We start from the raw sequence: 11,319 nt of genomic DNA, 5'->3' as shown, positions 1-11,319 counted from the left end.
GGGGGGCCCCCCCCCCGGCCACCGCCCCCCCCCCGGCCCCCGCCGCCCCGCCCGGCCCCGCCGCCGCCACCGCGTGGTGGGGGGGCGCGACACCCCCCCCCCCCCCTTCCCTGTCGCTGTCAGCCGGTCACTGTCAGCCCAGTCCTCGGGAGTCCTGCTTGAGCGCCGTGTCGACGGTCAGTGCCGTCGCCACGACGAGGCTCAGCAGGGGCTCGGGGAGCTGGAAGTGGATCTGCAGGACGTAGTTGTCCGCGGTGGTGAACATCGTCTTGGCGAGGCCTTCCCAGGTCTTCGTGATCCGGGCGACCTCGTTGTCCGAGTGGTCGACGATCGCGAAGTTCCAGGCTCGCCAGTTCTCCGCCTTGATCGCACCGACCTGCTGGCCGTTGACGTTCATCGCGAAGTTGATCTTGCCGATCATGTTCTGCTGCACGATCTCGCCGACGGGCGAGCCGTCCGGACGCGACACGATCACCCGCGACTTGAGGAACTTCGCGGGGCGGGTCAGCAGCAGCTGCGGCTGGCCGTACGCGTCGCGGATCTCCAGCTTGTGGGTCATGAACTGGTCGACGCTGGAGATGAAGCGCAGGACCTTCTTGAACGCGTTCTGCCCGACCTCGGTGACCGAGCCGAGCTGGTTGCCGTTCTGATCCATGACCTTGTACTCGTTGGTCACCTCGATCAGCTTGGCCTTCTGGTTCACCACCAGGACCGGCTCGGTGAACAGCGTGCCGCCGCCCGCGCCGCTCGGCGCGACCCCGGCCTGCTGCTGCACCTGACGCTGCACGCGCGGGTCGGGACCCGCGGCGGGCTGCTGGGCGTACGCCTGCTGCGGCTGCTGGGCCTGCTGCGGTACCTGCTGTGCCGCGTGGGCCTGCTGGTCCGCATTCGTGTGGTCGGTCCACTGCGAGCCGTCCCAGTAACGCAACGTCTGGGGCGCCCCGTGCGGATCCGGGTACCAACCTGCAGGAGTGTTCGAATGCGTGGTCACCGGGGCACACTACCGCGAGACGGCCGGAAAACAACCGGCACTTGGGTGGCCGCCATCAGCCGGTGACGATCGCCGGGTCGCTCACACCGGGCAGACCGTTTTCGACATGTCCGGCGAACCGGCGCAAGAAGCCCGCGTCCGCGTCCGACGTGACGGTCAGGTCGTACCAGCGCTTGCTCGCCCGCAAGTCCACTGTGTGCTTCACGGTGGCACCCGCCCGCACCTTGAACGACTGCGGCTTTCCGCCATAGCCGTTGGAGACCTTGAGGGTGACCGTGCCGGAGCCCTTGTTGGTGAAGGTCAGTTCCACGTCGCTGCCGACGTGCCGCGCGGTGACCTCGGGGCCGGCCGTCCCGCCCGGGCCCTTGAAGGTGCGCAGGAAGCCGTTCGGGCCGTGCACGGTGAGGTCGTACGAGCCGTTCGAGTACGCCGAGTTCCAGGTGTCCGAGACCGTCTTGCCCGCCTCGGTGGTGTACGTCCAGGGGCCGTCGGTCCGGTTCCCGGAGGTGACGAGGAAGGCGGCGCCGGCCTTGGCACCCGAGCCGAAGGTGAGCGTGAACTTGCCGGCCGCCGTGTCCGCCGAACCGTCCACGAGGGGCGCGTAGGTGAGCGGGCGGGCCGGGCGCGAGCCGCGCTCCTGCTTGGGCAGCACCGGGTTCGCGGGCGGGGTGGGCACATAGTCGGGGTGGCGGTTGTGGTCCGGCGGCTGGTAGCCGTCGGTGTCCGGCAGCGCGACCGGCTTGGTGTCCTGGTGAGCGAAGTCGAAGGCGGCGGTGAGGTCGCCGCTGATCGCGCGCCGCCAGGGCGAGATGTTCGGCTCGTGCACGCCGAAGCGGCGCTCCATGAACCGGATGATCGAGGTGTGGTCGAGCGTCTCGGAACAAACGTAACCGCCCTTGCTCCAGGGCGAGACGACGAGCATCGGCACCCGCTGGCCGAGCCCGTACGGACCGGCCGCGCGGCTCGCGTCGCCCTGGTAGAGGTCCGGGCCGACGTCGACCGTGGACTTGCCCTGCGCGGCGGACTGCGGCGGGAACGGCGGCACGAGGTGGTCGAAGAAGCCGTCGTTCTCGTCGTAGGTGACGAACAGCGCCGTCCGGCTCCACACCTCGGGGTCGGAGGTGAGCGCGTCGAGGACCTGGGAGATGTACCAGGCGCCGTAGTTGGCGGGCCAGTTGGGGTGCTCGGTGAAGGCCTCCGGCGCGACGATCCAGGAGATCTTCGGCAGCTTCCCGCCCTGCACGTCGGCCTTGAGCTGGTCGAAGAAGCCCTCGCCCTTGCGGGCGTCGGTGCCGGTGCGGGCCTTGTCGTAGAGCGGGTCACCGGGCTTGGCGTTGCGGTACTGGTTGAAGTACAGCAGCGAGTTGTCACCGTAGTTGCCACGGTAGGCGTCCGGGATCCAGCCCCAGGAGCCGTTCGCGTCGAGGCCGTCGCCGACGTCCTGGTAGATCTTCCAGGAGACCCCGGCCGCTTCGAGCCGCTCCGGGTACGTCGTCCAGCCGTAGCCTGCCTCGTCGTTGCCGAGGACCGGGCCGCCGCCCTTGCCGTCGTTGCCGGTGTAACCCGTCCACATGTAGTAGCGGTTCGGGTCGGTGGAGCCGATGAACGAGCAGTGGTAGGCGTCGCAGATGGTGAACGCGTCGGCGAGCGCGTAGTGGAAGGGGATGTCCTCGCGCGTCAGGTACGCCATCGTCGTCGACGACTTGGCGGGCACCCACTTGTCGTACTTGCCCTTGTTGAAGGCGGTGTGTCCGTCGCTCCAGCCGTGCGGGAGGTCCTGGATGAACGCCAGGCCCAGGTCGTCCGCCTCGGGGTGGAAGGGAAGCACATCCTTGGTGCCGTCCGACTGGTACCAGACCGACTTGTTTCCGGACGTCGTGGCCGGACGCGGGTCGCCGAAGCCGCGGACGCCCCTCAGCGAACCGAAGTAGTGGTCGAAGGAACGGTTCTCCTGCATCAGGACGACGATGTGCTCGACGTCGTCGATCGTGCCGGATCGGTGGTGCGCGGGCAGCGCCGCCGCCCGCTGGATGCTGCTGGACAGCGCGGTGAACGCCGCGGTGCCGCCGGCGAGTTGGAGGAATCGGCGCCGATTCACTTGAGGCATGAGTGAGTGACCTCTTGTCCTGACGGGCCCGGTCGGCCGGATGCTGATGGAACGTGCGCGATTGGAGTGTTCCAAGAGCACCAAACGTCAGGGAAGGGTCCTGTGGACCCTATGTGAAACTCGGCGGTACGTGAGACGAACGGTTGTGTCTTCCAGATCCTCCAGGTCCGCCGGATCCTCCAGGTCCTCCAGGTCCGCCGGATCCCGCCTCCTGGATTACACCAAGCGGTACAGGTCGGCGGCGTCCACGGACCTCTCGAAGAAGAGGAAACGTGGATGCGAGCCTGCCCTGCCAGGGCCACACCGCAGCAACTCGCTCGTACGAACAGCCAGCCGTCGCGCCGCACCGCTCCGGCAGGACGGCTCCGTCCTCATCGTCATCGGCGGCCTGCCCGGCACCGGCAAGACCAGGCCCGCACCGTCCTTGTCTTCCGCTACACCGGAGCCCCCCGCTCCGTCACCTGCCGCCCGGGCGCCCGGGTCCGGACTCGCCCAGGCGGTGGCTCAAGCGCCGCGGTGGGGGGGGCGGCCGCGTTCGAGTAGCGAACGTTGGGCACGGAGCCGCCGGGTCGCCACCGCCAGGCGTCACTCACCACACGTCGAACAGGCGTCCCGTGTTGTGCAGCACGTGCCTCGCGACCCGCTTGCCGAGGATGAGGCCGGCCTCGTCGGCGGAGCGGGTGTGGATGCCGGAGTAGACCCGGGCGTCCAGGTTGTCCTGGGACAGTTGGCTCCAGGCCGTGTAGGTGCGGGTCACGCCGGGCGCGGTGGGGCTGGTCAGCTCGAACGGCGCGGTGCGCGGTCCGGTGAGCGCCGTGAGGACCGTCTCCGCCGCGCCGGCGTAGGTGTTGTGCCCGCTGGGGTAGTCGGGGTGGGCCGGCGTGATGTGCAGCGGCGTCCACTCGCGGTCGGGGTCGATCGCACCGGTGCGGATGGCCGTGACGGGGCGCCAGCGCAGGTAGGCGTACTTGGTGTCGGACGTGGCGATCTGCGTGTCCACCAGGGCGACGTGGAACAGGGCCACCAGCGCGGCCTGCCCCGCAGTGGAGCGCTGCGAGCGGGCCACGGCGACCCGCAGCGGCTCGGTGTAGAGCGTCAGCGAGGAGCCGAACCAGAAGGTGGCGGTCTCGGTCTGCCGCTCGGTGCGTACGGTGCTGTCCACGGCCCCGTACGCCCGCACCTCGGCCAGGTCGGCACGATAGCGCGCGGAGTCCAGAGCGGGCGGAGCCGGCAGCCGGTACTGGTCAGGGCTGTCCAGCAGGAAGGACTGGGCGATCCGGTTGCCGTACTGAGCGGCCGGGGCGTAGCCGGGCGGTGTCGGCTGCCACACGCCGGGGGCCGACGGCACGGTGAACGGCGCGTTCACCGAAGCCGGGTCGAGACCGTCGCCTTCGCGCGAGGTGAGGACCAGCAGTGCCTGGCGGGCGCCGGCCGCCACGCCCTTCGACTTGGCCGGTCCGTCCGGGACACGGTCCAGTGTCGTGCGCAGCGTGGCGTCCAGTTCCTGGGTGCGGGACGGGATCAGTGTCACCAGGGCGTCGTGTACGGCGGATGCCAGGGCCGCGTCCTGGAAGTCCCTCCGGTCGAGGCCGGGCGGCACCTCGCGGGTGGCTCGGGCCGCCGCGAGCCAGCTGATCGCCAAGGTACGGCTGTTCGTGATCTGGGTGGCGGCGCCGGCCGCCGCGATGGTCGCGGCCGTTGCGTCGTACCAGTCGAGCGCCACGGACGGGCGCGACGTGCGTTCGTCCGCCACGGCGGCCGTGGCGGACGGGACGGTGACGGAGGCGGCCAGCAGGGCGGCCGAGCCGAGCGCCTTCAGGGCGGAGCGGCGGGTTCTGAGCGGGTTCACGGATACTCCTTGGCGGACTGCGGGTGACTTCTGTTGCCGGGGCACACGCCGACGTGCACGTACGCGACACCGCTGCCAAGGGCCGGGGGGCGGCCGCGGCGGTGTGGTGAGGGTCAGCTACACAGCGCGGCGGCGACACGCACCAGATCGACGGCGCCACGCCGACGTGCACGCACTCGACACCGCCGCCAAGGGCCGGGGGGCGGCCGCGGCGGTGTGGTGAGGGTCAGCTACACAGCGCGGCGGCGACACGCACCAGATCGACGGCGCGCCGCCGGGTGAACCGCAGAGAGATCTGCATGCCAGGGACGCTATCCATGACCGAAGTCCCGGTCAACGCACGGCGGTTGACCGGTCCGCATTGCAACGACGGCTTCGCGTCGCCGCCACGCGCCCGTTACCCGGACCGCGAGCGGCACGGCCGCGACGGTCGTCGGATCAGGTTGAGGACGGACCAGATCTCCCGCTCCAACCACCTGAGGCACCTCTACGCGAAGCTCGGCATGCGCTCCCGCAGCGAAGGCCGCCCCCTGCAGGAAGGCCCTGAGCGCTCAATTCAGGGAGCGGTAGAAGTCCACGTGGCGTTGCGCGGCGGTGTCCCAGGTGTGGCGGGCGGCCAGTTCCCGGCCGGCGGTCTGCCGGGTCGGGTCGTTCTGCGTGAGGGCTTGGCCGAGTTCGTGGGCCAGCGTCTCCGGGGTGGCGCCGAAGCGGGCGGCGGGTTCGAAGACCTCGTGCAGGACGGGGAGGTCGCGGACGATCAGCGGGACCCCGGCGGCCAGCGCCTCCATCGCGGCGAGTCCGAAGCCCTCCTTGAGGGAGGGGAAGGCGAAGGCGTCGGCGGCCGCGACGAGCGCCGGGAGTTCGTCGTCGGGGACCGGTCCGAGGACGACGGGTTCGACGCCGAGTTCGGACGCCCGGGTCTCCCAGCGAGTGCGGTAGGCGCGGTAGTCGAAGAGGGTTTCACCGCCCGCGATCACCAGCCGTACGCCGGGATGTCCGGTCCGCAGGAGGGCGTACGCCTCCAGCAGGTCGAGGGAGCCCTTGCGGGGTTCGATACCGCCGACCGTGAGGACGTAACGGCCGAGGCGGGTGCGCCAGGCCGTCCGCGCCGCCGTGTCGGTGGCCGCGAACCGCTCGTATGCCACTCCGTTCGGGATGACCTCCGCCTTCAGGTCCCAGCCCGCGGCGAGTTCGTCCGCGACCGACCGTGAGACACAGATGTGCGCGTAGGGCTCGACGATGGCCCGTTCGTGGCAGGCGGCCAGCTCGGGGGTGGTGAAGTGATCGAGATGGTGGACGGTGCGGATACAGCGCCCCGCCGCGTTGGCGCTGATGCAGTCCTGGGCGTGGACGATGTCGTACGGAGACGGGTCGAAGGCTTCGCGCAAAGTGGCGATGGAGCGCAGGATGCGCTCACCGACGGTCTCGCCCTCCGGGCCGTCGGGGAAGGGCACGATCCGCACGCGCACGTCCGGATTGACCTCGCGGAAGAAGCCGGGGTCACCGCCCCGCCCCAGCGACCAGACTGTGACGTCCTCGCCGGCTGCGGCCAGTGCCTCGGCGAGGGCAAGCGTGTGGACGACACCGCCGCGCGGCTTGGTGGAGTAGCTGAGCAGGGCGATCTTCACGAGTGTGTCTCCCGGTACGCGGCGGGCCTGCGTTCGTCGAGGTGGCGCAGGATGCGGCGGGCCCGGTCGATCTCGTCGGACACATCGACCTCGGCGACGGCCAGGCCGGCTTTGGCCCAGGTACGCGCGAGGATGTCGCCGCCGGGGCCGACGACCTTGGACTGGCCGAGGAAGCGCATGCCGCCCATCGCGCCGGTCTGGTTGGAGGAGGCGAGGACAACCTGGTTCTCGGCGGCACGGGCCTGGTCGTACAGGTCGAAGAGTTTGGCCTGGCGGTCCTGGGCCATGCGCGGGGCGCGGTTGGTGATGCTGGTGGGCCAGGCGGAGAGGCAGGCGAGGATCTCGGCGCCGTCCAGGGCGAGGGAACGGGCGGACTCCGGGAACGTCTTGTCGTAGTCGATGAGCATGCCGATCCGGCCAACCGGGGTGTCGAAGGCGTCGAAGCGGTCGCCGGGCGCGTAGGCGGCGACCTCGCCGGCCGGGAGGTGGACCTTGCGGTGGCGGCCGAGGACTCCGTCGCCGCTGACGCACACGGCGGCGTTGTAGCGCTCGTCACCGCCGTCCTCGCAGTAGCCGACGCAGACCACCATCTCGGCAGCCAGGCGGGCCACTTGGAGGATCAGAGGGTCGTCGGGCTTGAGCGCCGGGGGCAGTGCCTCGGGGTCGGGGTGGCGCAGGTCGGCGAGGTAGCCGCCGAGCGCCGCGTCCGGGAGGACGAGCAGCCCCGCGCCCGAGGTACGCGCGTCGTCGATGAGTTTGGCTATGCGGGCGAGGTCGAACTCCAGGTCGCGGCCGAAATGGGCGGCGGCGGCCGCGATCCGGATCGTGCTCATGTGCTGACTGCTCCTGCGTAGGTGTAGGTTTCCGGGCGCCGGTCGCGCAGGTGCCCCATCGAGCGGCGGGCGGTCTCCAGGGCCTGGGCGACATCGAGTTCGGCGATCGCCAGGCCGGCTTCGACGCCAGTGTCGGCGAGGATCTCGCCGCCCGGGTCGACGACCTTGGCGCTGCCGACGAAGCGTAGCGACCCGAAGGTACCCGCCTGGTTCGCAGAGATCCACACGATCTGGTTCTCCAGGGCGCGGGCCTGGTCGAACAGGTCGAAACGGCGCTTCCAGCGGTCGTTGACCAGATCGGTCGCGGCGTTCGTGCGTGAGCCCGGCCAGGCGGAGACGACCACGCCGATCTCGGCGCCGTCGAGGGCCAGCGCGCGAGCCGACTCCGGGAAGGCCTTGTCGTAGCAGATCATCATGCCGATCCGGCCGACCGGGGTGTCGAAGGCGTGGAAGCGGTCGCCGGAGGCATAGCTGGCGTCTTCGCTGAGCGGCTGGTGGACCTTGCGGTGGTTACCGAGGACGCCGTCACCGTTGACGCAGACCACGCTGTTGTAGCGCTGTCCGTCCGTGCCCGCTTCGCAGTAGCCCGCGACGACAGTCAACTCGCCTGCCAAGGCGGCCAGTCGACGGATCTCGGGGCCGTCAAGGGCGAGCGCGGGCGGACCCGCGTCCAGCTCGGTGGCGTCGTCCAGGCTCAGCAAATACCCGCCGAGGCACGCCTCGGGCAGCGCCAGCAACCGGACACCCTCGGCCCGGGACTCCTTGATCAGCCGCTCGGCGATCGCGAAGTCCTCCTCCAGGTCGCGGCCGAACTCGGCGGCCACGGCCGCCATACGCAGGGTGCTCATGCGGTCCCCATCCCGGTCACCGTGGAGGTGACCGCTTCTGTGATCTCTCCGTCGGGCCAGCGGAGTCCGACGCCCTGTCCTTCTGTCAGCTCCCCGCACACGGCGCCCGTCGCGGGCCCGGCGGGGAGGGGTGGTGCGCCCGGCGCGTCGGTGGTGAGCATGGCGAAGCCGGGGAAGCAGGTCAGCCAGTCGCCCATGGACGCTGCTCGCGGCCGCGGTACGGCGGCCACGTCGAGCACTGCTCCGCAGCCACTCGCCTCGGCGAGCATGCCGAGGGTCCCGGCGATCCCCGCCATCGACACGTCCTTCGCGGCGGCGGGTCGGGCGGCGGCCACCGCCCCTGTCATGGCGCGCAGTTCGTCCGTACGGCGACGAGTCGACGAGTCCCACTGGCGGCCCCGGTAGCCCGCGCGCCAGCTCCCGCCCAGGTCGGCTGTCAGCTGTACGGCGTGTCCGGGCCGCCCGCCGCCGCCCGGGACCGGACGGTCCGTGCGGCCCAGCGCGGTCACCGACAGGGCAGCGGGTACGCCCAGTTGGCTGTGCCCGCCGAGAACCGGCAGTCCGTACGCCTGTGCCGCCCGCCCGAGTCCGGCGAGGATCCGCGCGGCGTGTTCGGCGTCCTTCGCGCCCAACGCGTCGAGCAGCCCGAGCGGTGAAGCGCCCATCGCAGCAAGGTCGTTGACGTTCACCAGGACCCCGCACCAGCCGGCCCACTTGGGGTCGCGCTCCACCATGGACGGCACGATCGCGTCGCAGGCGGCGATCACGTCCGTACCGGGGACGGGCGCGCCGTCGTCACCGACGAAGCCCGCGGGAGCGGGCAGCGCGGCGAGCAAGGGCCCCAGCGCGGACTTCGTGGCCGCCGCCTGTGCCGCGATGCGCCCGATCGGCCACCGCATCAGCACATGCGGCGCCCCCGCGACCGTCACCGGACGCACCGAGCGCCAGCCGAGCCGCTTGAAGAGCACTACGTTGCGCGCCTGGACGGTCGCGTCGAAGCGCAGCACGCCTTCGGCCTCCGCCCGGGCACAGGCGGCCCGGACGAGTGCGGCCCCGATACCGTGCGGGCCGCGCGCGCCGGGTGCGACGACGAGCCGGCCGCCCACCCACCAGCCGATGTCGGGGCCGTCGGCGACAGGACCGAGCCGCACCCCGCCGATGACGGCGCCCGCGTGGTCCTCGGCGACCAGCACGAGCGTACGGGAGTCGGCGTCACGGTCGTCGAGATCGTGGCCCGTGAAGAGGCCCTGCTCGTGGATGAACACGTCCCGGCGCAGTCGCCGATAGGCTGCCAACTCGCTTTCACCGAAAGCCTCCTTGATGTGGAACGCGGGTCGGCGGTCCAGTGTGCTGCGGTCACCGAGCAGCGCCAGGATGTCGACCGGCCCGTCCGCCATGGGCGGTGCCGTGGATCCGTCGAGGTACACGGGCATCACCCGCCCGCCGTCTTCAGCACGCTGCACGCCCCGCAGGCCGCGCAGCCGGCCTGCTGGTCGGCGCCGCTCATCTCGGCGGCGCGCAGCTTCGCCGCGACGCCCTCGGTGACGTAGCGCAGTACCGACGCACTCGGGGCTCCGGCCCCGTCGCGGGCGGCGAGCGTGCCCCCCATCGGGCGGAAGGGGACGACGAAGGGGTACACGCCTCGATCGATCAACTCCCCTGCCCCTGCGATGAGTTCGTCGGGGTCCTCACCGAGACCGACGAGCAGATAGGTGGAGACCCGGTTGGGCCCGAAGACGCTTACGGCCTCGTCCCACGCGGCCTCGTACTCGGTGATCGGGACGGTGGACTTGCCGGGCATCCAGCGCCGCCGCACCTCGTCGTCGAGGGATTCGACATGGATGCCGATGGCGGTGGCACCGGCGTCGTGCAGGGCACGGATCCACGCGAGATCCTCCGGCGGTTCGCACTGCACCTGGATGGGCAGACCGGGGACCGCTTTCAGGACCGCGCGCACGCTCCGTACGAGATTGCGGGCGCCGCGGTCGGGGCCGGTCGTCGTGCCGGTGGTAATGACCATCTGCTTGACCCCGTCCAACCGGACGGCCGCCTCGGCGACTTCGGCGAGCTGGTCCGGGGTCTTGGCGGCGACCGTCGCTCCTGAGCGTAGGGACTCCTCGATGGTGCAGAAGCGGCAGCGGTCGGCCTCGGCGTAGCGGATACAGATCTGGACGACGGTGGTGGCGAGGACGTCGGCGCCGTGGAGGCGGGCGATCTGCTCGTAGCGGATGCCGTCGGCGGTCGTCATGTCGTAGAACTTCGGACGGCGTACGGCGGTCAGGGTCAGGCCCGTGTCGTCCTCACCGAGCCAGACCTTGCCGTCGCGGACGGAGTAGGGGCTGGAGGGGTTGGTGGGCAGCGCGGCGTTGGCACCGTCGACAAGGACGTGTCCGTCGTCGCTCGGTCCCGCGCCGTCCGGGCGCCGCACGGGAGCCGGCGTGCGGACTCCGTGCAGGGCGAGTTCGGCACGGGTCATGATCCGCACGTCCACCGCCGTACTTGTCGTATCGGTGCCAACGCTCACGACGTGCCCCTTACAGCTGGTAGGTGGAGTTGATGATGGCGCCCTTGCGCGCGTAGTGGATCAGCGCGTCCTGGACGTCGAGGGGGTGGGTGGGGATGACGCCCTCGATGAGGTCCTCCTCGCGGGCGCCGTGCAGGGACAGCCCGAAGCGGCAGCAGAAGGCCTTGCCGCCCTCGGCGATGAACGTCTTGAGCTGGTTGTTGATGTTGTGCTCGCCGGGGAAGGCGGAGTTGCCGACCGTCGGGAAGCCGCGCGTGGCCAGGCAGTTGAGCGAACCCGGGCCGTAGAAGTAGATGGCCGTCTCGAAGCCCTTGCGCAGCGCGCGGGTGGCCTGCAGCACGGCGACGAAGGAGACCGAGGACTCGTGGGCGATGCCGTGGACGAGGGTGAAGTACGTCTCGCCGTCCTCGGCCTTGTAGTCGGGGAAGACCTTGGTGCCTCCGTAGATGCTGGTTCCCTCGGGCAGGGAGGGGTGGGGGATCTCGCTGAGGGACTTCTGCTCGGTCTCGGTGAGCTCGACGGTGGTTTCCGACATGTCT

Annotated in this window: 10 protein-coding genes; all 10 read right to left on the bottom strand. The window is 70.8% G+C overall.

Annotation, left to right across the window (positions count from 1 at the left end; translation table 11 throughout):
• Positions 1 to 133 precede the first annotated feature (133 nt).
• The 10 genes from ACFVXA_RS23400 to ACFVXA_RS23355 all read right to left on the bottom strand — a co-directional run bounded on the left by ACFVXA_RS23400 (position 134) and on the right by ACFVXA_RS23355 (position 11,315).
• Positions 134 to 991, bottom strand: a complete 858-nt coding sequence (locus ACFVXA_RS23400; RefSeq protein WP_383738560.1) for a phospholipid scramblase-related protein — start codon at positions 989 to 991, stop codon at positions 134 to 136.
• Positions 992 to 1,046: 55 nt separating this feature from the next.
• Entirely contained in the window at positions 1,047 to 3,098 is a 2,052-nt protein-coding gene (locus tag ACFVXA_RS23395; RefSeq protein WP_390026355.1) for a phosphocholine-specific phospholipase C, read from the bottom strand.
• Positions 3,099 to 3,687: 589 nt separating this feature from the next.
• Positions 3,688 to 4,947 carry a vanadium-dependent haloperoxidase gene (locus ACFVXA_RS23390; protein WP_390026353.1) on the bottom strand — a complete coding sequence of 420 codons (1,260 nt, stop codon included), beginning with the start codon at positions 4,945 to 4,947 and terminating at the stop codon, positions 3,688 to 3,690.
• A gap of 226 nt (positions 4,948 to 5,173) precedes the next feature.
• Positions 5,174 to 5,248: a putative leader peptide gene (locus ACFVXA_RS23385; RefSeq protein WP_389753480.1), complete on the bottom strand. Its 75-nt coding sequence runs from the start codon at positions 5,246 to 5,248 to the stop codon at positions 5,174 to 5,176.
• Between the two features lie 250 nt (positions 5,249 to 5,498).
• The gene (locus ACFVXA_RS23380) at positions 5,499 to 6,575 is read right to left on the bottom strand and encodes an MSMEG_0565 family glycosyltransferase (RefSeq protein WP_390026350.1); all 1,077 of its coding nucleotides are present in this window, start codon (positions 6,573 to 6,575) and stop codon (positions 5,499 to 5,501) included.
• Positions 6,572 to 7,408, bottom strand: a complete 837-nt coding sequence (locus ACFVXA_RS23375) for a carbon-nitrogen hydrolase family protein (RefSeq protein ID WP_362020020.1) — start codon at positions 7,406 to 7,408, stop codon at positions 6,572 to 6,574. The genes ACFVXA_RS23380 and ACFVXA_RS23375 overlap by 4 nt, the downstream gene beginning before the upstream one ends.
• The gene (locus ACFVXA_RS23370) at positions 7,405 to 8,256 is read right to left on the bottom strand and encodes a carbon-nitrogen hydrolase family protein (RefSeq protein WP_362020017.1); all 852 of its coding nucleotides are present in this window, start codon (positions 8,254 to 8,256) and stop codon (positions 7,405 to 7,407) included. Before ACFVXA_RS23370 ends, ACFVXA_RS23375 begins: the two co-directional genes overlap by 4 nt.
• A complete protein-coding gene (locus ACFVXA_RS23365) occupies positions 8,253 to 9,719 on the bottom strand; it encodes an MSMEG_0567/sll0787 family protein (protein WP_390026347.1) in 1,467 nt (488 codons plus the stop codon). Before ACFVXA_RS23365 ends, ACFVXA_RS23370 begins: the two co-directional genes overlap by 4 nt.
• Positions 9,689 to 10,780 (bottom strand): MSMEG_0568 family radical SAM protein, encoded by a 1,092-nt coding sequence (locus ACFVXA_RS23360; RefSeq protein WP_390026345.1) that lies wholly within the window; start codon positions 10,778 to 10,780, stop codon positions 9,689 to 9,691. Before ACFVXA_RS23360 ends, ACFVXA_RS23365 begins: the two co-directional genes overlap by 31 nt.
• 10 nt (positions 10,781 to 10,790) lie before the next feature.
• Positions 10,791 to 11,315 (bottom strand): MSMEG_0572/Sll0783 family nitrogen starvation response protein, encoded by a 525-nt coding sequence (locus ACFVXA_RS23355; protein ID WP_362020009.1) that lies wholly within the window; start codon positions 11,313 to 11,315, stop codon positions 10,791 to 10,793.
• Between the last annotated feature and the right edge of the window lie 4 nt (positions 11,316 to 11,319).

The organism is Streptomyces sp. NPDC058246, assembly GCF_042881985.1.
In the GTDB taxonomy this organism is placed as follows: Bacteria; Actinomycetota; Actinomycetes; order Streptomycetales; family Streptomycetaceae; genus Streptomyces.
The sequence above is the reverse complement of the archived record's forward strand: the minus strand, read 5'-3'. Positions and strand labels throughout refer to the sequence as shown.

Bases quoted from the DNA above. Each gene is read 5' to 3' on its own strand.
- ACFVXA_RS23395 (WP_390026355.1), bottom strand. From the start codon at position 3,098: ATGCCTCAAGTGAATCGGCGCCGATTCCTCCAACTCGCCGGCGGCACC.
- ACFVXA_RS23375 (WP_362020020.1), bottom strand. From the start codon at position 7,408: ATGAGCACGATCCGGATCGCGGCCGCCGCCGCCCATTTCGGCCGCGAC.
- ACFVXA_RS23370 (WP_362020017.1), bottom strand. From the start codon at position 8,256: ATGAGCACCCTGCGTATGGCGGCCGTGGCCGCCGAGTTCGGCCGCGAC.
- ACFVXA_RS23355 (WP_362020009.1), bottom strand. From the start codon at position 11,315: ATGTCGGAAACCACCGTCGAGCTCACCGAGACCGAGCAGAAGTCCCTC.